This window comes from Burkholderia sp. HI2500, assembly GCF_002223055.1.
In the GTDB taxonomy this organism is placed as follows: Bacteria; Pseudomonadota; Gammaproteobacteria; order Burkholderiales; family Burkholderiaceae; genus Burkholderia.
This window is the reverse complement of record NZ_NKFL01000006.1, coordinates 2456663-2476267: the sequence shown is the minus strand read 5'-3', so window position 1 is coordinate 2476267 and position 19605 is coordinate 2456663. Positions and strand designations below refer to the sequence as shown.

Annotated in this window: 23 protein-coding genes; 14 read left to right on the top strand and 9 right to left on the bottom strand. The window is 66.9% G+C overall.

Features of this window, described 5'->3' with window-relative positions:
* Nucleotides 1-42 precede the first annotated feature (42 nt).
* Nucleotides 43-1065: an aldo/keto reductase gene (locus tag CFB45_RS28840; RefSeq protein WP_089428472.1), complete on the bottom strand. Its 1023-nt coding sequence runs from the start codon at nt 1063-1065 to the stop codon at nt 43-45.
* Between the two features lie 48 nt (nt 1066-1113).
* Complete coding sequence (gene fae, locus CFB45_RS28835; protein WP_011356415.1) at nt 1114-1638, bottom strand: formaldehyde-activating enzyme; 525 nt, start codon at nt 1636-1638, stop codon at nt 1114-1116.
* A 325-nt stretch (nt 1639-1963) separates the two neighbouring features.
* On the opposite strand from fae, the gene CFB45_RS28830 reads away from it, so the two are divergent.
* From CFB45_RS28830 to CFB45_RS28820, 3 genes are all read left to right on the top strand, one after another.
* Nucleotides 1964-2884 carry a LysR family transcriptional regulator gene (locus tag CFB45_RS28830; protein ID WP_089428471.1) on the top strand — a complete coding sequence of 307 codons (921 nt, stop codon included), beginning with the start codon at nt 1964-1966 and terminating at the stop codon, nt 2882-2884.
* Nucleotides 2885-3108: 224 nt separating this feature from the next.
* Nucleotides 3109-3459, top strand: coding sequence for a hypothetical protein (locus CFB45_RS28825; protein ID WP_089428470.1), 351 nt, complete (start codon nt 3109-3111; stop codon nt 3457-3459).
* Nucleotides 3460-3607: 148 nt separating this feature from the next.
* Complete coding sequence (locus CFB45_RS28820) at nt 3608-4168, top strand: hypothetical protein (protein ID WP_089428469.1); 561 nt, start codon at nt 3608-3610, stop codon at nt 4166-4168.
* Here the strand turns inward: CFB45_RS28820 and CFB45_RS28815 are convergent, their stop codons facing one another.
* Nucleotides 4169-5044: a LysR family transcriptional regulator gene (locus CFB45_RS28815; RefSeq protein ID WP_089428468.1), complete on the bottom strand. Its 876-nt coding sequence runs from the start codon at nt 5042-5044 to the stop codon at nt 4169-4171. It lies immediately after the preceding gene.
* 161 nt (nt 5045-5205) lie between these two features.
* Between CFB45_RS28815 and CFB45_RS28810 the strand changes: the two genes are divergently transcribed.
* Nucleotides 5206-6525 carry a DUF3422 family protein gene (locus tag CFB45_RS28810; RefSeq protein WP_089428467.1) on the top strand — a complete coding sequence of 440 codons (1320 nt, stop codon included), beginning with the start codon at nt 5206-5208 and terminating at the stop codon, nt 6523-6525.
* Between the two features lie 34 nt (nt 6526-6559).
* Nucleotides 6560-6763, top strand: a complete 204-nt coding sequence (locus tag CFB45_RS28805; protein ID WP_089429190.1) for a hypothetical protein — start codon at nt 6560-6562, stop codon at nt 6761-6763.
* A 75-nt stretch (nt 6764-6838) separates the two neighbouring features.
* On the opposite strand, the gene cynR is transcribed toward CFB45_RS28805, so the two are convergent.
* Entirely contained in the window at nt 6839-7735 is an 897-nt protein-coding gene (cynR, locus tag CFB45_RS28800; RefSeq protein WP_089428466.1) for a transcriptional regulator CynR, read from the bottom strand.
* A 113-nt stretch (nt 7736-7848) separates the two neighbouring features.
* Between cynR and CFB45_RS28795 the strand changes: the two genes are divergently transcribed.
* From CFB45_RS28795 to CFB45_RS28785, 3 genes are all read left to right on the top strand, one after another.
* Nucleotides 7849-8508 carry a carbonic anhydrase gene (locus CFB45_RS28795; RefSeq protein WP_089428465.1) on the top strand — a complete coding sequence of 220 codons (660 nt, stop codon included), beginning with the start codon at nt 7849-7851 and terminating at the stop codon, nt 8506-8508.
* Between the two features lie 35 nt (nt 8509-8543).
* Nucleotides 8544-9014, top strand: a complete 471-nt coding sequence (gene cynS, locus CFB45_RS28790) for a cyanase (protein ID WP_089428464.1) — start codon at nt 8544-8546, stop codon at nt 9012-9014.
* Between the two features lie 107 nt (nt 9015-9121).
* Complete coding sequence (locus CFB45_RS28785; protein WP_089428463.1) at nt 9122-9589, top strand: nucleoside deaminase; 468 nt, start codon at nt 9122-9124, stop codon at nt 9587-9589.
* A 162-nt stretch (nt 9590-9751) separates the two neighbouring features.
* Here the strand turns inward: CFB45_RS28785 and CFB45_RS39170 are convergent, their stop codons facing one another.
* Complete coding sequence (locus CFB45_RS39170; protein ID WP_179255078.1) at nt 9752-10144, bottom strand: hypothetical protein; 393 nt, start codon at nt 10142-10144, stop codon at nt 9752-9754.
* Between CFB45_RS39170 and CFB45_RS28780 the strand changes: the two genes are divergently transcribed.
* The 4 genes from CFB45_RS28780 (at nt 10092) to CFB45_RS28765 (ending at nt 13653) form a co-directional block, all read left to right on the top strand.
* Nucleotides 10092-11213 (top strand): ABC transporter ATP-binding protein, encoded by a 1122-nt coding sequence (locus CFB45_RS28780; protein ID WP_256978446.1) that lies wholly within the window; start codon nt 10092-10094, stop codon nt 11211-11213. The two genes, CFB45_RS39170 and CFB45_RS28780, sit on opposite strands and share 53 nt — an antisense overlap.
* A gap of 10 nt (nt 11214-11223) precedes the next feature.
* A complete protein-coding gene (locus CFB45_RS28775) occupies nt 11224-12210 on the top strand; it encodes an ABC transporter permease subunit (RefSeq protein ID WP_089426498.1) in 987 nt (328 codons plus the stop codon).
* Nucleotides 12207-13046 carry an ABC transporter permease subunit gene (locus tag CFB45_RS28770; protein ID WP_089428461.1) on the top strand — a complete coding sequence of 280 codons (840 nt, stop codon included), beginning with the start codon at nt 12207-12209 and terminating at the stop codon, nt 13044-13046. The genes CFB45_RS28775 and CFB45_RS28770 overlap by 4 nt, the downstream gene beginning before the upstream one ends.
* Nucleotides 13047-13218: 172 nt before the next feature.
* Nucleotides 13219-13653 (top strand): GNAT family N-acetyltransferase, encoded by a 435-nt coding sequence (locus CFB45_RS28765; protein WP_089428460.1) that lies wholly within the window; start codon nt 13219-13221, stop codon nt 13651-13653.
* Between the two features lie 140 nt (nt 13654-13793).
* On the opposite strand, the gene CFB45_RS28760 is transcribed toward CFB45_RS28765, so the two are convergent.
* From CFB45_RS28760 to CFB45_RS39610, 3 genes are all read right to left on the bottom strand, one after another.
* On the bottom strand, nt 13794-15077 hold the full coding sequence (locus CFB45_RS28760; protein ID WP_089428459.1) for a cystathionine gamma-synthase family protein: 1284 nt from the start codon (nt 15075-15077) through the stop codon (nt 13794-13796).
* A 145-nt stretch (nt 15078-15222) separates the two neighbouring features.
* The gene (locus CFB45_RS28755) at nt 15223-16113 is read right to left on the bottom strand and encodes a LysR family transcriptional regulator (protein ID WP_089428458.1); all 891 of its coding nucleotides are present in this window, start codon (nt 16111-16113) and stop codon (nt 15223-15225) included.
* Nucleotides 16114-16129: 16 nt separating this feature from the next.
* Nucleotides 16130-16261, bottom strand: coding sequence for a hypothetical protein (locus CFB45_RS39610; RefSeq protein WP_256978391.1), 132 nt, complete (start codon nt 16259-16261; stop codon nt 16130-16132).
* On the opposite strand from CFB45_RS39610, the gene tam reads away from it, so the two are divergent.
* Complete coding sequence (tam, locus tag CFB45_RS28750; protein ID WP_089428457.1) at nt 16260-17045, top strand: trans-aconitate 2-methyltransferase; 786 nt, start codon at nt 16260-16262, stop codon at nt 17043-17045. The two genes, CFB45_RS39610 and tam, sit on opposite strands and share 2 nt — an antisense overlap.
* A gap of 40 nt (nt 17046-17085) precedes the next feature.
* On the opposite strand, the gene CFB45_RS28745 is transcribed toward tam, so the two are convergent.
* Nucleotides 17086-17676, bottom strand: a complete 591-nt coding sequence (locus tag CFB45_RS28745) for a GNAT family N-acetyltransferase (RefSeq protein WP_089428456.1) — start codon at nt 17674-17676, stop codon at nt 17086-17088.
* A gap of 749 nt (nt 17677-18425) precedes the next feature.
* Here CFB45_RS28745 and CFB45_RS28740 point away from each other — a divergent pair.
* Nucleotides 18426-19589: a porin gene (locus CFB45_RS28740; protein WP_089428455.1), complete on the top strand. Its 1164-nt coding sequence runs from the start codon at nt 18426-18428 to the stop codon at nt 19587-19589.
* The last annotated feature ends 16 nt before the right edge of the window (nt 19590-19605 follow it).

Sequence of the window (19605 nt, the reverse complement as noted above, 5' to 3'; positions counted from 1 at the left end):
CCTTCAGTGCCTCGGAGCTTCGTGATTCAGTGCATCAGTGCTTCAGTCCGTCGCGAAGCTGCCCTGCGCCGGACGCGATTCGCGCGCGATGCGCTTGCCGGCCGTGTAGTCGTTGATCAGGTCGCACGGCGTGTAGTTGCGTTCCAGCTCGTGCAGCTCTTCGTCGGTGAGGTGCGTTTCGAGCGCGCCGAGCGCGCTGTCGAACTGCGCGACGGAATCCGCGCCGACCAGCATGCTCGCGATGCCGGGGCGGCTCAGCACCCATGCCTGCGCGATCTGCGCGGGCGGCACGCCGCGCCGCTTCGCGACCTTCGCGACCGATGCCGCGATCGCGAGCGACGACGCATCGCCGTACATCTGCGCGGTGAAGAAGTCGGTCTGGTTGCGCGTCGATTGCGGCTCGCAGGTGAGCAGGCCGCGCGCGAGCGGGCTGAACACCGATACGCCGACGCCCTGGTCGATGCAGTACGGCACCATCTCGCGCTCTTCCTCGCGATACGCGAGGTTCAGCTGCAGCTGCATGTTGATCGGCTTGTCCCAGCCGTTTCGTTCGCAGGCCTGCATGATCTTCGCGAACTGCCACGTGTACATCGTCGATACGCCGATATAGCGCGCCTTGCCCGCCCGCACGATGTCGTGCAGCGTGCTCATCGTTTCCTCGACGGGCGTGTTCACGTCGAAGAAGTGCAGCATGAAGATGTCGACGTAATCCATCCCGAGGCGCTTGAGCGACCCGTCGATGCCGTCGAGCACGTGCTTGCGCGAATGGCCGCCCGCGTTCGGATAGCTGCCCATGTCGTAGCCGACCTTGGTCGTCACGACGAGCTCCTCGCGGCGCGCGTTGCGCTTCAGGATGCGGCCGACCACTTCCTCGCCGACGCCCGTCGAGTAGAAATCCGCGAGATCGATGAAGTTCACGCCGGCGTCGAGCGCGCGGCGCACGATCGGCTCGCTCTGCGCTTCGTCGAAGATCCAGGGCTTCCATTCGGGGGTGCCCATGTTCATCGTGCCGAGACACAGGCGGGACACCTTCAGGCCGGACTGGCCGAGGCGGACGTATTCCATGTTTCCTCCAGATGCGGCCGTCCGTCGCGCGTCGGCCGCTTGTCGTCGTCAGTTTTTCTTCGGGGTGTAGAACGGGTTCGACACGTCGCGGGCGGCGGCGAACACCGCGTCGCGATGCGGCAGCCCTTCCATCGCCGCGACGATCGCGTTGCGGCACGCGCGGTAGTTGTTCTCGAACACGGCGTCGAGGTCGTCCGTTTGCGGGTTCACCCAGTTCGCCGACACGACGACCCAGTCGTTCTCCGCTTCGGGCGGCAGCGTGCCGTTCTCGAGCGCTTCGGCCACGGCCTTTGCGATGCCGGCCTGCGACGCGCCCCACGTGGCATTGCCGTGGAAATCGCTGGCGATCTGCGCCTTGTTCACGTACAGCGTGAGCGGCTTGGTCGGCACGCCCGGCTGCGCGATCACGACGAACGGCGCATGGCCGGCCGACGGCGTCGCGAGTGCGGTGGCGAACGCCTGGCCCGCCGGGCCGTTGCGCGGGCCGACCAGCACGTTGATGTGCGCGAGGTTGACGCCGGGGCCTTCGAAGCCTTCGCCGATGTAAAGCTGCCTGGGTTGAGATGCGGTCATTGCGGTGTCTCGTCGATGAGGTGAGGGTGAGGCGATTGTGGTGGGCCGTGAGGCGGCCGGTGAATCGATGTTTTCTGATCGGGCCATGAGTTTTCGTCGTCTCCGGGAAAGCCCTGAAGCCGGCCCGCGCACGCCCGCCGGGCGGGCCTCGGCCGTGGTCGTGACGGCGGGCGGGGCGGGAGCGGCGGGGGGGCATGCGCGTACCGGCTCCGGGTTTGTCATACCCGGGCAGGGGTTGGAGGGCCGAGCGCATCCGGACAACAATCGGCGTACTCCGAGCCCTATCTTTCGTCTTCCCTTCTTTTTTCGAAAGCGAGTAATTTCGATGGCTGCCATTCAAAAGCCCGATTGGTCGAAGCTCAGTTCGCTCGATCCGGAACTGATCCGGGCGTTCGTCGCGGTCGTCGAAAGCGGTGGCTTCACCGCGGCGGCCCGGCAACTGCATCGCACGCAATCGACGATCAGCCTGCGCATCCGCACGCTCGAGGAACGGCTCGACACGCACCTGTTCATGCGCAACAGCCGGCGGCTCGAGCTGTCGCGCGACGGCGAGAATTTCCTGATCCACGCGCGCCGGATCATCCAGGTGCAGAACGACGCGATCCTCGCGCTGAAGCAGGCGAGCAGCGACCGCGGCGTCGTGCGCTTCGGGCTGCCCGAGGACTACGCGGAGCTGTGGCTGCCCGACCTGCTGAAGTCGTTCTATGCGATGCGGCCGGGCGCGCGCCTGCACGTGCATTGCCGGATGTCGCTCGAACTGCTCGACCGGCTGCAGGCCGGCGAGCTCGACGTGGCGCTCGTCGTGCGGCACGGGCCCGGCGCGGGCGGGCGCGTGCTCGGCCGGCACGACGTCGTGTGGGCCGCGCACCGTGATTTCGCGCTCGACCGCCATGCGTCGGTGCCGCTCGCGCTGTTCCCGGAAACGTGCTGCTACCGGCAGCGCGGGCTGCAGGCCCTCGCGACGGCCGACCGGTCGTTTCACGTCGTCTACACGAGCCAGAGCCCGACCGGCATCAAGATCGCGGTGAACCACGGCGCGGCCGTGACGATGATCGACCGCTGCACGTTGCCCGGGAACTGGCGCGTGCTCGACGAGGCGGACGGCTTTCCGTCGCTGCCGGCGGCCGACCTCGAACTGCATCGCTCGCCGGGCATCTGCGATCCGCTGACCGACGACCTGGTGTCGCTGATCGAATCGATGGTCGACGAGCGGCGGCGCGCGTCGCTCGACGCTTTCGCCGCGTAACGGGACGAACCGACGGGCGAACGCGGCGCAGGCGAGGTTGACGCGCGCCGTGGCGCGCGACCACCGCGCACCCATGACGATCGCGCGGCCAGCTGCCGGCCGATGGCGTGTTGTGTCCCCTATGCCGTTTTTTGCACTGCCGCAGCGTTTTTTTGCACGACGTTTATGTCGTCTCTTCTAAGCTGGGGATGTGTCGAACAGCCGAGACGGCTTCCGTCCGCTCCATGACCTTCATTCACCCCGTTCCCGCTTTCCATGTCGCCGGCCGCCCGTTGCGCGCCGGCGCACCCGACAACGTCATTCCGTTCCCGCCGCCGCGCCCGCGCCTGCAGTTGCCCGTCACGCTGACGGCCGACTCCGGCGAGCACGCGCACGCGCGCCTCGCGGCGCTGCTGCATTCCCCGCTCGGCGTGTACGTCGTCAGCGCGCGTGCCGTGCGCGACGTGGTTCACGTGCACTTCGACATCGCGCCGGAAGACCTGGATTTCACGCTGCACATGCTGATCGCGCAGCAGGCCGATGCGGTGATCGGGCCGGTTGCCCGCCGCCTGCGCATCGGGCCGAACGCGCGGTAAGTCGGGGAACGGTTATTGCTCGCTCGTGGGTGGCTGGTCCGATGCGCCGCCCGATTGCCGATTGCCGGTCGCCGTGCTGTCCGTCGACCGACGGCGGACACGCGCGCGACACCGCGTGCGCGGCGCCGATCCTGAATACGGAGGGGTCATGCACCTCATGGAAGCAGTACCTGTCGCGCGGCCGGAGAGCCGCCGCGTACGGACGGCGTCGTTGCCGTCGGGCCAGCAGCTCGCGCGTCAGCTCGTGACGACGGTGCGCGTGGCCGAAGTGCTGCTGCACCAGGCGATCGTCGTGCCCGACCGGCATCAGTGGTCGGTCGACACCGAACGGGTCGACGCGGCCGGCGGGCCGCTCGCGGCGTGGGAAACCTGCGTGACCTGGCGGATCGGCAAGACGTTCGCGTCGACGGTCAGCCCGGCCGCGCGCGTCAACGATCGCGACCAGGTCGCGGTCGAGATCCGGCTTTATTTGCCCGAACAGGACTATGTGGCCGGGCGGTGCGTGAGCACCTTCGGCCTCCGCCACGGCAACGTGTTCGGCGCGACGCTGTCGGTCGCGTCGGGCGCGCAGTGGGGCTGGCAACGCAAGGAGCACGTCGCGCCGGAACACCGGCACGTGCGCGGCGATACGCTCGAGGCGCTCGTCGATACGGTCGCCGCGAACGTCAACGCGGCGCTGGGCGCGGCCGGGTTCGGCGCGACGCGCTGATCAGGCTTCGCCGGTCTGCCCGGTCTGCCGCTGCAGGTCTTCCATCAGCTGTTCCGCGAGAAAGTCGCACGGCGGCCGCTTCGACTTGGTGCTGCGCGCGAGGATCAGCTCGAGCGGCGGCAGGTCGGGCAGCCCGTGCGAGCGGCCGAGCATCGACAGCTGCGCGGGAATCGCGCAGCGCGCGAGCGGCGCGACGGCCAGGCCGGCCTCGACCATGCTGAGCAGCCCGAGCAGGCTCGGGCTTTCATAGGAGGTGCGGTACGGCACCTTCGCGCGTTCCAGGCTGCGGATCGCGTTCTCGCGCGCGACGCTGCCCGGCATGAACACCGCGATCGGCAGCGGCCGTTCTTCCCACACGCGCGGCCCGTTCGTCATCGCGGCCCACGCCATCGGCTCGTGGCGGATGAAGTCGCCGGACAACCCCTTGATGCGGGTGCCGCACACGAGATCGACGGTGCCGTCCTTGATCAGCGGCGCGAGCGCGCTGCTCGGCAGTCCCATCACCTGGATCTCGACCTTCGGGTAGGTTGCCGAGAATTTCTTCAGGACCGACGGCAGCAGCGACGACGCATAGTCGTCCGGCACGCCGATCACGACCTTGCCGGTCACTTCCGGCCGCACCACGGCCGCCCACGCCTCGTCGCGCAGCGCCAGCATTCGTCTGGCGAATCCCAGCAGCACCTCGCCTTCGCGCGTCAGCACGATGCTGCGCGGCTTGCGCACGAACAGCGGCCGGCCGATCGCGTCTTCCAGGCTCTTGATCTGCATGCTCACGGCCGACTGCGAGCGGTTCACGGCCTCGGCGGCGCGGGTCATGTTGCCGGTTTCCGCGACGGCGACGACGGTGGCCAGCACGTCGTGATCGAGCATCTTCATAGGTATAAGGAAAACTGAACGTAACGATCAGCATTATGCGTTTTTATTGTTGCTGTGTGTCTGCCATAGTGCGATCACGCTGACGTTTCGCCCGAGGGTGGCGTGGCGTTCGGGCCGGCCGAGCCGGCGTGCAGCACTGAACAGGAAAGCGTGGTGTCTCGATGATGGACCATCCGTTGCGCGCCGCACTGGCCGCGGAATTGCATGCCCGGCCGTTCCTGCGGCTCGCCGAAGCCGTGTCGCTCACGCATTACGCGATCTACGCGGACGGCCAGTCCGACATCCACGAAACGCTGCTGCACGCGCTGTGCCGCGACACCGGCATCGCCGCGCCGCACGAAGGCGCGACACACTACGCAGTGCAGTCGCCGAGCGGCTGGCACCTGAAGTGGGAACGTCACACCGAATTCTCGACCTTCACGTTCGTCGCGCCGCGTCGCGACACCGGCTATTTCGACGATCTCGCGATCGAAGGCATTCCGGCCGCGTGGTTCGCGCGGCTGGCCGGCATCCGCTTCGTCGCGGTGCGCATGGAGTTGCTGTCGGGCGACGCCGCGCGGCTCGTGTGCGGCGACCTGCGCCGCTGGATCGACGGGCCCGCGCTCGTCGGCAGCAACGTGCTCGGCGGCGGCAAGGTGTTCTGCGACTGGCACGTGCGCGACGACGGCTTCATGCGCTTTCTCGTGGTCGACGAGGATTTCCGCGAGGAGCAGGGCGGCCGGCTGCTGCAGCGCCTGCATGAAATCGAAACCTACCGGATGATGGCGCTGCTCGCGTTGCCCGTCGCGCGCCGGATGAGCCGCGAGCTCGACGAGATCCACGCGGCGCTGCACGCGCTGATGCAGCGGATGGACGCGAGCGGCGCGGACGGCGACGACACGGCGCTGCTCGTCAAGCTCACGCATCTCGCGGTGCGGGTCGAATCGCTGTCGGGATCGGGCGCACGTTTCAGCGCGTCGCGGGCGTACGAAAAGCTCGTGCTGGCGCGCATCCACGAGCTGCGCGAGGAGCGCATCGAAGGGATGCCGACGATCGCCGAATTCATGGAGCGCCGCTTCGCGCCGGCGATGGAAACCTGCCGCAGCGTATGGGCGCGCCACGAGCAGATCGCTGCGCGGATCGCGCGGGCGGTCGACCTGCTGCGCACGCGCGTGAACCTTGCCCAGGAAAAGGACGTGACGCGCCTGCTGGCGGGCATGGAGCGCACCGCGCGCAATCAGCTTCACTTGCAGCACGCGGTCGAAGGGCTGTCGGTGGCGGCCATTTCGTACTACGTGCTGTCGCTGGCGACGGCGGCGTTCAAGGCGCTGCACGTGATGAACCTGCCGGTCGATCCCGAGCTGGCGGAAGGCCTGCTGATCGCGCCGGTCGTGTTCGCGGTGATTCACATCACGCGGCGCACGCGCGCGCAGCTGGCGCGATCGGAGGCTGCGCATGACGGCGCGCCGGTGCATGCGGCGGCGTTGAAGCAGGCTGGTTAGAACATCTAAAACACAATCAATGAAAGGAATGGAGATGACTTTTTCGCAGACACAAGCGGGCTTTTACAGCGGTTTCGATGCCGCGTTCGACGAACCGGCACCGGGTGAGCCGGGCGCGCCGGACGAGCCGCGCGTGACGTCGTATCAGGCCGTGCTGCAGGAGCCGATGACGTCGCTCGTCGGGAATACGATCGATCGGCCGGACGTCGCGGCGGTGGCGATTCTCGGGTACAACTGACGCGATGGCATGCCCCGGTACGGGGCAACGCCGGCCTTCATGACCCGGCACGTCTCGAGACGTGCCGGGCGCGGTTCACTTTCCTTTTCCCCCTTTCCCCGCCTGCTGCGCCAGCGCCAGTTCGACGAACGCGCGCGCGGCCGCGCTTCGGTACGCCCCCTTGCGCTGCAGCAGCACGGCCGTGCGCCGCAGGACGGCCGGATCGAGCGCGACGGCAGCGAGATCGTCGTGCCCGGTCGCGATCGTCGCCGGCAGCAGCGTCGCCAGGTTCGTGCGGCGCACGATCTCGATCACCGCCCCCAGTGAATTCGCTTCCATCAACACGCGCGGCCGCACGTCGTGCTCGCGGAAATAGCGGTCGATCTGCACGCGTGTCGCGAACTCGGCCGTGAGCAGCACGAGCGACGCATCGTGCAGCGCGCGCAGGCCGGCCTTGCGTTTCCCGGCGAGCGAGTGCTTGCGGTTCACGACGAGCGCGAGCGTTTCGACCAGCAGCGTGTGCGCTTCGATATCCGCCGTCTGCACGTCCTCGAACGCGATGCCGACATCGAGCTCGTCGTCGACGAGCAGCGCCTCGATGCGCTCCTGCGACATCTCGCGCACCGACAGCGACACATCCGGATAGCGGCCGTGAAACGCCTCGACGAGCGGCCCGACGAGATAGCTCGTGAAGGTCGGCGTGACCGCGATCCGCAGCGAGCCGCGGCTCAGGTCCTGCACGTCGTGAATCGCGCGCCGGCCTTCCGCGAGATCGTGCAGCGCCTGCCGCGCATAGCGGAAATACACGTCGCCGGCGTCGGTCAGCCGCGTCACGCGCCCGGTGCGGTCGAACAGCTGCGCGCCGAGCGTCTCCTCGAGCTGGCGGATCTGCTGGGACAGCGCGGGCTGCGACACGTGCAGCGCGGCGGCCGCGCGCGTGAAGCTGCGGTGCTCGGCGACGGCGAGGAAGTAGTGGATATGGCGCAGCAGCATGGCGGTTCCTATAAGTCCTGCTTATCGGGTAGATCATAAATCAGTCTTTTACGTTATTGGAAGTCCGGCGTAACCTGCCCTTCATCGATTCCACCTGCCCCGGAGAACACACGATGAAGGACATCATCGAAGGCTTCCTGAAGTTCCAGCGCGACGCCTATCCGGAGCGCGCCGCACTGTTCCGCGATCTCGCGCGCAGCCAGAACCCGCGGGCGCTGTTCATTTCGTGCTCGGACAGCCGGCTCGTGCCCGAACTCGTCACGCAGCGCGAACCGGGCGACCTGTTCGTGATCCGCAATGCCGGCAACATCGTGCCGTCGTACGGCCCCGAGCCGGGCGGCGTATCGGCGTCGGTCGAATACGCGGTGGCCGCGCTGCGCGTGACCGACGTCGTGATCTGCGGCCATTCCGATTGCGGCGCGATGACCGCGATCGCCACCTGCCAGTGCATGGATCACATGCCGGCCGTCGGCCACTGGCTGCGCTACGCCGATTCGGCGCGCGTCGTGAACGAGGCGCGCACGCATCGCAGCGAACGCGAGCGGATCGACTCGATGGTGCGCGAGAACGTCGTCGCGCAACTGGCGAACCTGAAGACGCACCCTGCCGTGCGGCTCGCGCTCGAAGAAGGGCGCCTCGCGCTGCACGGCTGGGTCTACGACATCGAATCGGGCTGCATCGACGCCTACGACGGCGCAACCGGCCGGTTCGTCTCCCTGGCGGACCACCCCGAGGTCCGCGCCACGCCCGCGACGCTTGCCGTCGCGGCCTGAATCCGGATTGCTCCCACCCACCACGAGGAATTGCCATGATCCAGTCCCAGCACAGCCAGACCGCCCGCCACGCACTTGCCGAAACCATCGTGCTCGCGAAGGCGCGCAAGAACCTGTCGTTCGCGCAGCTCACCGAAGGCACGGGCCTGAGCGAAGCGTTCGTGACGGCCGCGCTGCTCGGCCAGCACGCGCTGCCGGCGCAAGCCGCACGCAGCGTTGCCGACAAGCTCGGCCTCGACGACGATGCGGTGCTGCTGCTGCAGATGATCCCGCTGCGCGGCAGCATCGACGATCGCGTGCCGACCGACCCGACCATCTACCGGTTCTACGAAATGCTGCAGGTGTACGGCACGACGCTGAAGGCGCTGGTCCACGAGAAGTTCGGCGACGGCATCATCAGCGCGATCAATTTCCGGCTCGACGTGAAGAAGGTCGACGATCCCGAAGGCGGTTCGCGCGCGGTGATCACGCTCGACGGCAAGTACCTGCCGACCAAGCCGTTCTGACGCCGGCGCGGCGCCGCGGCAGCGGTGCCGCGCAGGTTCCCGCCCGACGTGCGTGGGCCGCCGGCCGGCGCACGTTCCCGCCATTCCGTTTCAACGAGGACGCAGCCATGGATTTTGTGAAACGCACGATCGACCTTGCGATGAAGAACGTGGAAGAGGGCGGCCGCCCGTTCGCGACGGTGATCGTCCGCGACGGCGAGATCGTCGCGGAAAGCCCGAACCTCGTCGCGCAAACCAGCGACCCGACCGCGCACGCCGAGATCCTCGCGGTGCGCGATGCGTGCCGCACGCTCGGCACCGAGCACCTGAGCGACTGCGAGATCTACATTCTCGCGAGCCCGTGCCCGATGTGCCTCGGTTCGCTGTACTACTGCAGCCCGAAGCGCGTGGTCTACATCACGACGCGCGAGGACTACGCGCCGTTCTACCGCGACGACCGCAAGTATTTCGAGCTCGACACGTTCTACGCCGAATATGCGAAGCCGATCGACGAGCGCCGGTTGCCGATGGTGCAGCAGAAGCACGGCGATGCGATCAACGTCTACCGGCGCTGGAAGGAACTGAACGCGAAGTGACGTGACCCGCGCGGCGCACCGGCAGCGCCCGGCAGCCGCCCGGCTGCTCGTTTTCCCCACCCTCCGTTCCACCCGACGGCGCCCGTGCCGCCGGGCACCCGCACTGCCGCACGGGGCCGGCTCGTGCCCCCGTTTTCCTGCCTCGCCAAACATCGATCCCGTTCAATGTCCGGAACCGAAATCCGCGATCCAAAAGCTTTTTGACGGGTTTAAAAATTCGCACTGGAGACGAAAGAAACGTGCGGAAAGCCCGATGAAAACCGATGAAATCTTCATGTCAGCCTGCGCAGCGACCTCGGTCGGTCGCCACGGATGGCCGCCGATCGCCGTGCGTTTCCCCACCCCTGTTTCGTTGCGCCATACGTTCCGGACGAGGAATCGCTCGATTCCTCTCCGCCAGCACCGTGCGGCTGCCCAGCCGTTCGCGCCTGACGCCTGAGATTCGCTTACCTGCTTACAACGGACCATCATGAAACGGGATTCATTCAGTACACCTGATGCGATGCATCGCCCGACGACGGACATGCTCAAGCCGAACGCCACGTTCGTGCGCATCGAAAACGTCGTGAAGAAATTCGGCGACAGCACCGCCGTCGACAACGTGAACCTGACGATCGCGAAGAACGAGCTGTTCGCGCTGCTCGGCAGCTCGGGCTGCGGCAAGTCGACGTTGCTGCGCATGCTCGCGGGCCTCGAGACGGCCACCTCCGGCAAGATCTTCGTCGACGGCGAGGACCTCGCGTCGCTACCGCCGTACCGCCGGCCGGTGAACATGATGTTCCAGTCGTACGCGCTGTTCCCGCACATGACGGTCGAATCGAACGTCGCGTTCGGCCTGAAGCAGGAAGGCACGCCGAAGCACGAGATCAAGGAGCGCGTGGCCGACGCGCTCGCGCTCGTGCAGATGAGCAAGTACGCGCAGCGCAAGCCGCATCAGCTCTCCGGCGGCCAGCAGCAGCGTGTCGCGCTCGCGCGCTCGCTGGTCAAGCGCCCGAAGCTGCTGCTGCTCGACGAGCCGATGTCCGCGCTCGACAAGAAGATCCGCCAGAAAACCCAGCTCGAACTCGTGAACATCATCGAGAAGGTCGACGTGACCTGCGTGATGGTCACGCACGACCAGGAAGAGGCGATGACGATGGCGAGCCGCCTCGCGGTGATGAGCGAAGGCAAGATCGTGCAGATCGGCGCGCCGGGCGAGGTGTACGAGTTTCCGAACAGCCGCTTCTCGGCCGAATTCATCGGCTCGACCAACCTGTTCGAAGGGCGCGTGGTCGAAGACGAGCCCGATCACATTTTCGTCGAAAGCGACGACCTCGAAGCCCGCATGTACGTGAGCCACGGCGTCACGGGCCCGCTCGGCATGCCGGTCGGCATCTCGGTGCGCCCGGAACGCATTCACGTGTCGCGCGAGAAGCCGGGCTCGAAACACAACTGGGCGCGCGGCGTCGTGACCGACATCGCGTACATGGGCAGCTACTCGCTGTACCACGTGCGCTTGCCGAGCGGCAAGACGGTCGTGTCGAACCTGTCGAGCTCGCACCTGATGAACGAGAACGCACCGGCGTGGAACGACGACGTGTTCGTGTCGTGGTCGCCGGCCAGCGGCGTCGTGCTGACGCAGTGAGGACGCCACGATGAGAACCTCCGCCTCCAATCCGTCCGCGCCGGTGCCGACCGGCGCCGCGAGCGCCGGCACCGGCCGCGCCCGCCCGGGCCGCTTTGCTGCGCTGTCGCGTTTCCTGCCGTCGGGCCGCAGCGTCGCGATCGGCGTGCCGTTCGTATGGCTTGCCGTGTTCTTCGCGCTGCCGTTCGTGCTGGTGCTGAAGATCAGCTTCGCCGACCAGGTGATGGGCATTCCGCCGTACACGTCGCTCGTCGAGATCAAGGACGGCGTCGTGCACTTCGCGCTGCAGCTGTCGCACTACGCGTTCCTGCTGCAGGACGACCTGTACATCGCGACCTACCTCAGCTCGCTGAAGATGGCCGCCGTGTCGACGGTGCTGTGTTTGCTGATCGGCTATCCGATGGCGTACTACATCGCGCGCTCCGAACCGAACCGCCGCAACGTGCTGATGATGGCCGTGATGCTGCCGTTCTGGACGTCGTTCCTGATCCGCGTGTACGCATGGATCGGCATCCTGAAGGACGACGGCCTCTTGAACCACACGCTGATCGCGCTCGGCATCATCCATACGCCGCTGCGCCTCTATCACAGCGATGCGGGCGTCTACATCGGGATGGTCTATTCGTACCTGCCGTTCATGGTGATGCCGCTGTACGCGCACCTCGTGAAGATGGACCTCACGCTGCTCGAAGCCGCGTACGACCTCGGCGCGAAACCGTGGGTCGCGTTCACGCGGATCACGCTGCCGCTGTCGAAGAACGGGATCATCGCCGGCAGCCTGCTGGTGTTCATCCCGGCAGTCGGCGAGTACGTGATTCCGGAGCTGCTCGGCGGCGCCGACACGCTGATGATCGGCCGCGTGATGTGGGATGAATTCTTCAACAACATGGACTGGCCGATGGCGTCCGCGGTGACGGTCGCGATGGTGCTGCTGCTGCTGGTGCCGATGGCGCTGTTCCAGTACTACCAGGTCAAGGAACTGGAGGACGCGAAATGATCAAGCCGAGCAAACCGCTGTCGACGGGCGTCCTCGCCTTCGGCTTCCTGTTCCTGTACATCCCGATCATCAGCCTGGTCGTGTACTCGTTCAACGAGTCGAAGCTGGTGACGGTGTGGTCGGGCTTCTCGCTGAAGTGGTACGCGGCGCTGCTGGACGACGACGAGCTGCTGAGCGCCGCGTGGCTGTCGCTGAAGATCGGCCTGCTGACGGCCACCGCATCGGTCGTGATCGGCACGTGGGCGGGCTTCGTGCTCGCGCGCTTCGGCCGCTTCAAGGGCTTCACGCTGTACACGGGGATGATCAACGCGCCGCTGGTGATCCCGGAAGTGATCCAGGGCATCTCGCTGCTGTTGCTGTTCGTTGCGCTGGAGCAGATGTTCGGCTGGCCGAAGGGGCGCGGGATGGTGACGATCTGGATCGGCCACGTGATGCTGTGCGTGTCGTACGTGGCGATCATCGTGCAGTCGCGCGTGAAGGAGATGAACAAGTCGCTGGAAGAAGCGGCGCTCGATTTGGGCGCGACGCCGCTGAAGGTGTTCTTCGTGGTGACGCTGCCGCTGATCTCGCAGGCGCTGCTGTCGGGGTGGCTGCTGTCGTTCACGCTGTCGATCGACGACCTGGTGCTGTCGGCGTTCCTGTCCGGGCCGGGCTCGACGACGCTGCCGCTGGTGGTGTTCTCGCGCGTGCGGCTGGGGCTGAACCCGGAGATGAACGCGCTGGCGACGCTGTTCATCACGGCGGTGACGATCGGCGTGATCGTCGTGAACCGGATGATGATCGCGCGTGAGCGGCGCCGCATCGCCGACATGAAGGCGGTGTTCGCGGTGGCGTGAGGGCAGGGGTGGGGCAAGGGCATGAACGCGGCCGGCCACGTGATGCGTGACGACGGGTGACGAAGGCGACGGGTGAGCCAGCACGGCATGCCCGCCGCCGCGCTATAGTCGTACGATTCCCGCGCGGGGCGTTGCATGCCCGGCGGTGTCTCTCTTCGACCGAACCTGCCCCATGACAACGCAACCCGACGTTTCCATCCGGCTCACCGACACCGAACAGCCGGCCGCACACGACTTCATCAGCCGCAAGCTCGGCGAATTCAATCACGCGATGACGGGGCGCGCCGATGCGGCCACGCTCGACGTGTACGTCACCGATCCCGCGACCGGCGAGATCATCGGCGGCCTCACGGGGCGCACGTCGCTCGGCCTCTTCTTCATCGATCTGTTCTACCTGCCCGAATCGCTGCGCGGCGGCGGCTTCGGCAGCCGGCTGCTGCGAGAGGCCGAGGCGGAGGCGAAACGACGGGGATGCGCGCGTGCCGTGCTCTACACGATCTCGTTCCAGGCACTGGATTTCTACCGGAAGCAGGGCTACGAAGCGTTCGGCGAAGTGCCGTGCGAGCCGGAAGGGACGTCGCGCGTGTTCATGGTGAAGGTGCTTTGAGGCGGTTCAGCAGGCTCGTGTCGCGCGGCAAGTAAGGTGGCGCCGCGCGAGCGCCGGTATCCGGGCGAGGCGGCGAATGCCGGCCCCGGGCCCGCGGGAGCCGCCCCGTGCGAACCGCCACGGGGCGCACCTTCCCCGCGTCAGCAATGCTCCAGCGCGTACGACAGGTCGGCGATCAGGTCGTCCGGATGTTCGAGCCCGACCGACACGCGAATCAACCCTTCCGACACGCCCGCCGCCGCACGTGCGCCGGCCGGCACGCCCGAATGCGTGGTCGACGCCGGATGGCAGATCAGCGACTCCGTGCCGCCGAGACTGACCGCCGATTTGAAGAGCGTCAGGTGGTTGATGAACCGGAACGCCTGCTCGCGGCCGCCGTCGAGGATGAACGCGAACGTCGAGCCCGGCCCGGTGCACTGGCGTTGATAGACAGCCTGGTAGGCCGGATCGTCGATGAGCTCGGGGTGCAGCACGCGCACCGGCCGATGCGGATTGTCGGCGAGCCAGCGGGCGACGGCGCTGCCGCTGCGTGCCGCCTGCTGCATGCGCAGCACGAGCGTTTCCATCGAGCGCGTGATCATCCACGACGAATGCGGGTCGAGCTGCGAGCCGAGCGTGCTGCGGACCGAGCGGATCTTCGTGATCAGCGCACGAGCGCCCGTGACGCCGCCGGCGACGAGGTCGCTATGCCCGCCGATGTACTTCGTCAGCGAGTACACGCTCAGGTCGATGCCCTGCCGCGACGGCTTCTGGTACAGCGGGCCGAGCAACGTGTTGTCGCAGACCGACAGCGGGCGATAGCCGTGGCGCGCCTCGAACGCGTCGATCTCGCTGCGCAGCCCTTCGAGGTCGAACAGCGCGTTGGTCGGGTTCGCGGGCGTCTCGATGTAGCACATCCGCACGTGGCCCTTTTGCGCGGCCGCTTCGAGCGCGGCGCGGATCGCGTGGGCGGACAGCCCGTCGGCGATCACTTCCGAGCGAATGCCCCACTCGGGCAGGAACTTCGAGATCAGCGTTTCGGTGCCGCCGTAAAGCGGCACGGACTGGACGACGCAGTCGCCCGGCCGCAGGAAGGTCAGCAGGATCGCGGCGATGGCCGACATGCCGCTCGACGTCACGACGGCCGCTTCGGAATCGTCGAGCAGGGCGAGGCGATCCTCGACGATCTCCAGGTTCGGGTGATTGAAACGGCTGTAGACGAGGCCCGCGCCTTCGCCTTCCGGTGAAGGCTTGCGCCCGGCCACGACGTCGAAGAATTCGGCGCCGTCCTCGGCCGTGCGGAACGCGAACGTCGACGTGAGGAACACGGGCGGCTTCACCGATCCTTCCGACAGGAACGGATCGTAGCCGTACGACATCATCTGGGTTTCGGGATGAAGTTCCCGGTCTGCAATCTTGCGCTTGTGGTAGTTGCGATAGGCCATGCGGTGCTCCGTGCAGGGGGGGGGAGGAACGGCCGTTGCAGCGGTGGCATGACGCGCGCGGCGCCGGATAGGCACCGGCCGTTGCGACCGCGTGTGGCGATACTACCCCGAAGGCGCTGCTTCGTGACGCACCCCTACACAGTCGTCAGGGTGTCGCCTGTTCGACGATCATGTCGTACAACGCACGCGCGGCCGGCGACAATTGCGCGCGCTTGCGCGTGACTAGCACGAGCGTGCGCGACACCGCCGGCTCGACGAGCTCGATCGTGCGGATCATCGGATACGCGTTCTTCTGGATCGCGAGCTTCGGCACCACGGCCGCGCCGAGCCCTTCCGCGACGAGCCCGAGCGCCGTCGAGCTGCGCTGCACTTCGTAGAACGAATGCAGCGACACGCCGCTCGTCTTCAGCGCGCCGTCGAGCAGCCCGCGATTGCCGCTCACTTCACCGGCGAAGATCAGCGGATGCGGCTGCAGCGCGGCCCAGCGAATGCGCCGCCGCTTCGCGAGCGGATGATCGTCGCGGCACACCAGCACATAGGGGTCGCTCGTCAGCGGCACGTTGACCAGCTCCGGATGCTGGTCGCCGGCGATGCCGATGCCGAACTCGGCCTCGCGATGCAACACGGCCTGCAGCACCGACGCCGACGCATGATCGAGGATCTTCACGCGATCGTGCGGCCGGTGCGCGGAGAACGCGCGCAGGATGCGGGGCAGGTATTGCACGCCGACCGTCGGCACGCACGCGATGGTGACGTCGCCGCGCTGGCTCAGGCCGGTTTCGCGGATTTCGGTGAGCGCATCGGACAGCTCGTTCAGCAGCCGGCGCGCTTGCGGCAGGAAACGCCGGCCGATTTCGGTGAGCGTGGTGCGGCGCGTGGTGCGCTCGACGAGCGCGACGCCGAGGAAGGTTTCGAGCTTGCGCAGCCGCTGCGTGATGGCTGTCTGCGTGACGTGCAGCGTGTCGGCCGCCTGCCGGAAGCTGCCGCCGTCGGCGATGGCGACGAAGGCCTGGACACCGAGCGTGTCGATTTTCATTAGAGATTTGAATCAATCACGAAATTAAATTCATTTTACTGAACTCGGTGACGATCGCAGAATGCGGTGCATCGACGGCCACCGGCATCCCGTTCGCATCGAATGCAACGCCGACCACGCCGACCACGCCGACCAGGAGAAACGACATGACGACCCCACTCGACCGATACGCGGCCCAGTACGTGCAATTCGAGGACGAACGCACGCGGCCGATCCGCGACCTGCTGGCCGCCGTGCCGAACACGCCGATCCATACCGCGATCGACATCGGCTGCGGGCCCGGCAATTCGACCGAGGCGCTGATCGCGCGTGCGCCGGACGCAACCGTCCACGGGATCGATGCATCGGCGGACATGATCGACGCCGCGCGCACGCGCCTGCCGGACCTGCGTTTCGATGTCGTGGATATCTCCACCTGGGACGATCCGGGCGGCTATGACCTGATTCTCGCGAATGCGGTGCTGCAATGGGTGCCCGCGCACGACACGCTGTTTCCGGCACTTGTCGGCCGGCTCGCGCCCGGCGGCCATCTTGCGGTGCAGATGCCCGACAACCTCGACGAACCCGCGCACCGGCTGATGCGCGAGGTCGCCGCGGCCGGGCCGTGGGCGGACAAGCTGAAGGGGGCTGCGCGCACCGAGCGGTTCGATGCGCGTGACTACCACGCGCTGCTGTCGCCGCTGTGCTCGCGGGTGGACGTATGGCGCACGACTTACTACCACCCGCTGCTTGGCGGTGCCGACGCGGTCGTGGAGTGGTTCAAGGGCAGCGCGCTGCGGCCGTTCCTCGCGGCGCTCGACGACGGCGAGCGTGCGGCGTTTCTCGCGCAGTATCGCGATGCGCTCGCCGGCCCGGGCGGCTATCCGGCGCTCGCCGACGGCACCGTGCTGCTGCCGTTCCCGCGCCTGTTCATCGTCGCGACGCGGGCGTAACGCGACACTGATTCGGCCATGACACGCGGGCGGCCGTGCGTCAGCGCACTGGCCGCACCGATTCCGGGTCGACCGTGCGGATTCGCGCGGTCTGCCCGTCGCGCAGGTCCTTGTACCAGAACAGCGCCACTTCGCCGTCGTTCTCGTCGTCCGCGTACAGCAGGCGATCGTGTCCGCCCAGCACGAAGCCCGAGCGGGCATACGTGCTGCACGCGGCGACGTTGTTCGACTGCGTTTCCAGCCGCATGAAGCCGAACCCGTGGCCGCGCGCCCACGATTCGGCGGTCGCCAGCAGCAACTGCCCGATGCCTTGCCGCCGGCACGGGCGGTCGACGGCCAGCTCCGCGATCTCCGCCATCCCGTTCCAGCTCTGGCCGATGGCCACGAACCCGGCGAGCCGGCCGCCGGCCGTCGCGCGAAAGAGCGCCGTCTTGCCGGACGCCTCGTCCGCCCAGCCAGCCGGATCGAAGCCGTAATTCTTGCGCCGCGTCGGCAGCGCGCGAAGATCGAGCAAGTCCTGATACGGCGCGTTCAATTCCCAGGCGATGTCGAACGAGAAGTCGCATCGGTCCAGCTCGTCGGCGGGCAGCCCGCTCGTCTGTTCGATGCTGATGTGCTCGGCTCGGTCCATGTGTCGGTGTCCTGTCTTCTGCGGGATGCGTGGTGGTGTCCGTGATGCGATTGTCGGCGCCATGATATGCGCCGCATGGAGTGTGTTCTGGCTTCGCTTTCATGCACCTGCACAATTCGCCGCGCGCGAGACCGGCACAGACCGGCTGCGTTCGAGGCGACGGAATGAGGTCGAGCGCCGAACCTGACGGACGCGCAAACGTGTGCGAGGTTCGCGCGCTCGCCGAGGCGCTCGTTCACTCGCCCGATTATGCTGGATTTCGGCGGTGGCCCTGTACTCGCATCGCTGCGATGACGGCCGTCGCGTGTCGTGTCTTCGATCCGCATGGCCGTCGATCGCATGTGGATGAAAGACGACAGGAACCCGAATAACTGTTTACGGTTGCGTGACAACTCGATATATTTCGTGAAATATATCGAAGGTCGTGGCGTCGTCAGGCGCCACGTCGTCCACCCGCTCCACGAAAGCCGGAAGAGATTCTGACCTGCATCGCCGGAGCAACGCGTCGTCGCGGCATGCGCAACCGGTGCGCGCGCTTGTCGACGCTGCAACACGAGCGGCCGCCCCACGGCATGCCGCTTCCGCAAGCCCACACTGGCATCGAAACGAAACATCGTGCACGCGCATGAGGTAGTGCTGCGTGCGGCGATCCGGTGGCTTGCGCTCGTTCATCAGCCGGTTCTTCGTCAACACGCCGCGCGTCACGCTGCGACGCAGGCGCGCGCGTCAACAACAAAAAGGAAGTGAGCATGAAAAAGACCATCGTGGCCGCGGCCGCACTCGGGATGTTCGGCACCGCCGCGCACGCGCAAAGCAGCGTCACGCTCTACGGGTTGATCGATGCGGGTATCACGTATTCGAACAAGGTCGCGACGACGGGCGGGCACGACAAGCTCGTCAAGTACGGTGACGGCGTCGCATCGGGCAGCCGCTGGGGCATCCGCGGCACCGAGGATCTCGGCGGCGGGCTGAAGGCGCTGTTCGTGCTGGAGAACGGCTTCAGCAGCGGCGACGGCTCGATCGGCCAGGGCGGTGCGATCTTCGGCCGGCAGGCATTCGTCGGCCTGTCGAAGAACGGCATCGGCTCGCTGACGTTCGGCCGCCAGTACTCGTTCTCGACCGACTACATCGGCGCGAACTATTCGATGGGCAGCCAGACGCCCGCCGGCAACTACGCGTATCACATCAACGATCTCGACCAGCTGACGTCGAGCCGTATCAACAACGCGGTGAAGTTCCAGAGCGCGAACTTCGCGGGCCTCACGTTCGGTGCGATGTACGGCTTCTCGAACTCGACGCAGTTCGCGGGCACGCCGACCACGACCGGCGCGAACGGTTCGCAGGGTTCGTCGAGCGCGTACAGCTTCGGCGCGAACTACGCGCAAGGGCCGTTCGGCATCGGCGCCGCGTACACGAACATCCGTTTCCCGAACGGCGCGCAGCCCGCGTTCGGCGTGAGCATCGCGAACCTCAACACGCAAGGGTTGCGCGACCTCGAGACGGTCGGCGTCGGCGCGCGCTATGCGATCGCGGCGGCCCTCGTGTGGGCGAACTGGACGCACACGAAGTTCGTGCCGCTGTCGGGCGAGACGTCGAAGCTGAACAACTACGAAATCGGCGGCCGCTATGCGTTCACGCCGGCCCTGAGCGGCGGTCTCGGCTATACGTTCTCGAAGCTCGACGGCCGCTTCGACGGCAAGTGGCACCAGGTCAACGCCGCGCTCGACTATGCGCTGTCGAAGCGCACGGACGTGTACGTGAGCGCGGCCTACCAGAAGGCGTCGGGCAGCAACACGATCAACGGCCGCGTGGTGCCGGTGCAGGCCGAGATCGGCTCGTCGGGATCGTTCATCGGCAACGCGGGCGCGAACACGCAGTTCGTCACGCGGATCGGCCTGCGTCACAAGTTCTGATATCCGGCACGGCCGT

Bases quoted from the DNA above. Each gene is read 5' to 3' on its own strand.
- fae (WP_011356415.1), bottom strand. From the start codon at position 1,638: ATGACCGCATCTCAACCCAGGCAGCTTTACATCGGCGAAGGCTTCGAA.
- CFB45_RS39610 (WP_256978391.1), bottom strand. From the start codon at position 16,261: ATGTCGTTTCTCCTGGTCGGCGTGGTCGGCGTGGTCGGCGTTGCATTC.
- CFB45_RS28740 (WP_089428455.1), top strand. From the start codon at position 18,426: ATGAAAAAGACCATCGTGGCCGCGGCCGCACTCGGGATGTTCGGCACC.
- CFB45_RS28795 (WP_089428465.1), top strand. From the start codon at position 7,849: ATGAAGGACATCATCGAAGGCTTCCTGAAGTTCCAGCGCGACGCCTAT.
- CFB45_RS28780 (WP_256978446.1), top strand. From the start codon at position 10,092: ATGCATCGCCCGACGACGGACATGCTCAAGCCGAACGCCACGTTCGTG.
- CFB45_RS28825 (WP_089428470.1), top strand. From the start codon at position 3,109: ATGACCTTCATTCACCCCGTTCCCGCTTTCCATGTCGCCGGCCGCCCG.
- CFB45_RS28840 (WP_089428472.1), bottom strand. From the start codon at position 1,065: ATGGAATACGTCCGCCTCGGCCAGTCCGGCCTGAAGGTGTCCCGCCTG.
- CFB45_RS28765 (WP_089428460.1), top strand. From the start codon at position 13,219: ATGACAACGCAACCCGACGTTTCCATCCGGCTCACCGACACCGAACAG.
- cynS (WP_089428464.1), top strand. From the start codon at position 8,544: ATGATCCAGTCCCAGCACAGCCAGACCGCCCGCCACGCACTTGCCGAA.
- CFB45_RS28785 (WP_089428463.1), top strand. From the start codon at position 9,122: ATGGATTTTGTGAAACGCACGATCGACCTTGCGATGAAGAACGTGGAA.
- CFB45_RS28755 (WP_089428458.1), bottom strand. From the start codon at position 16,113: ATGAAAATCGACACGCTCGGTGTCCAGGCCTTCGTCGCCATCGCCGAC.
- CFB45_RS28775 (WP_089426498.1), top strand. From the start codon at position 11,224: ATGAGAACCTCCGCCTCCAATCCGTCCGCGCCGGTGCCGACCGGCGCC.
- CFB45_RS39170 (WP_179255078.1), bottom strand. From the start codon at position 10,144: ATGCGCACGAACGTGGCGTTCGGCTTGAGCATGTCCGTCGTCGGGCGA.
- CFB45_RS28805 (WP_089429190.1), top strand. From the start codon at position 6,560: ATGACTTTTTCGCAGACACAAGCGGGCTTTTACAGCGGTTTCGATGCC.
- CFB45_RS28760 (WP_089428459.1), bottom strand. From the start codon at position 15,077: ATGGCCTATCGCAACTACCACAAGCGCAAGATTGCAGACCGGGAACTT.
- CFB45_RS28770 (WP_089428461.1), top strand. From the start codon at position 12,207: ATGATCAAGCCGAGCAAACCGCTGTCGACGGGCGTCCTCGCCTTCGGC.
- CFB45_RS28815 (WP_089428468.1), bottom strand. From the start codon at position 5,044: ATGAAGATGCTCGATCACGACGTGCTGGCCACCGTCGTCGCCGTCGCG.
- cynR (WP_089428466.1), bottom strand. From the start codon at position 7,735: ATGCTGCTGCGCCATATCCACTACTTCCTCGCCGTCGCCGAGCACCGC.
- tam (WP_089428457.1), top strand. From the start codon at position 16,260: ATGACGACCCCACTCGACCGATACGCGGCCCAGTACGTGCAATTCGAG.
- CFB45_RS28745 (WP_089428456.1), bottom strand. From the start codon at position 17,676: ATGGACCGAGCCGAGCACATCAGCATCGAACAGACGAGCGGGCTGCCC.
- CFB45_RS28820 (WP_089428469.1), top strand. From the start codon at position 3,608: ATGCACCTCATGGAAGCAGTACCTGTCGCGCGGCCGGAGAGCCGCCGC.
- CFB45_RS28830 (WP_089428471.1), top strand. From the start codon at position 1,964: ATGGCTGCCATTCAAAAGCCCGATTGGTCGAAGCTCAGTTCGCTCGAT.
- CFB45_RS28810 (WP_089428467.1), top strand. From the start codon at position 5,206: ATGATGGACCATCCGTTGCGCGCCGCACTGGCCGCGGAATTGCATGCC.